1 protein-coding gene is annotated in these 510 nt (G+C 78.0%); it reads left to right on the forward strand.

Going from position 1 to position 510, the window contains the following annotated elements; translation table 11 throughout:
- Nucleotides 1-383: 1,2-phenylacetyl-CoA epoxidase subunit PaaD (gene paaD / locus LPA54_RS36660; RefSeq protein WP_228984822.1), on the forward strand; the 383-nt coding region annotated here is incomplete at its 5' end.
- Nucleotides 384-510 lie beyond the last annotated feature (127 nt).

A 510-nucleotide genomic window follows, 5' to 3' on the forward strand; every position in this document is an offset into this window, starting at 1 on the left:
CCGGCGCCGACGGCGTGCTGGAGGTGGAGCTCATGCCCACCTACCTGGGCTGCCCCGCGCTGCCCGAGATCACCGCGGCGGTGCGGGAGGTCCTGACCTCCTGCGGTCACCCCGACGGCCGCGTCCGGCACGTCCTCACGCCCGCCTGGACGACGGACCGCATCACTCCCGAAGGGCGCCGCGCCCTCGCCGCGCACGGTATCGCCCCGCCCGTGTCCCCGGCACCCGGCGGCCCGGTCCCCGTCGCCCTGGGCGCGGTGCCCTGCCCGCACTGCGGCTCGACGGCCACCCGGCCGCACAGCGCCTTCGGGCCGTCCCGCTGCCAGTCGGTGCTGTGGTGCACGGCGTGCCGCGAGCCCTTCCCCCACCTGACCGCGCTGTGAGGCAGACCGTGACCACCACCCCGCCCGCCCTCCGCGACCAGGCGCCGGCCGGGTCCCGCCGCCGCACCGGCCGGCACACACACGACGTCACCGAGGTCCGGCACCTGACCGCCGACACGGTCGCCGT

This window comes from Streptomyces sp. DH12, from assembly GCF_020873895.1.
In the GTDB taxonomy this organism is placed as follows: Bacteria; Actinomycetota; Actinomycetes; order Streptomycetales; family Streptomycetaceae; genus Streptomyces.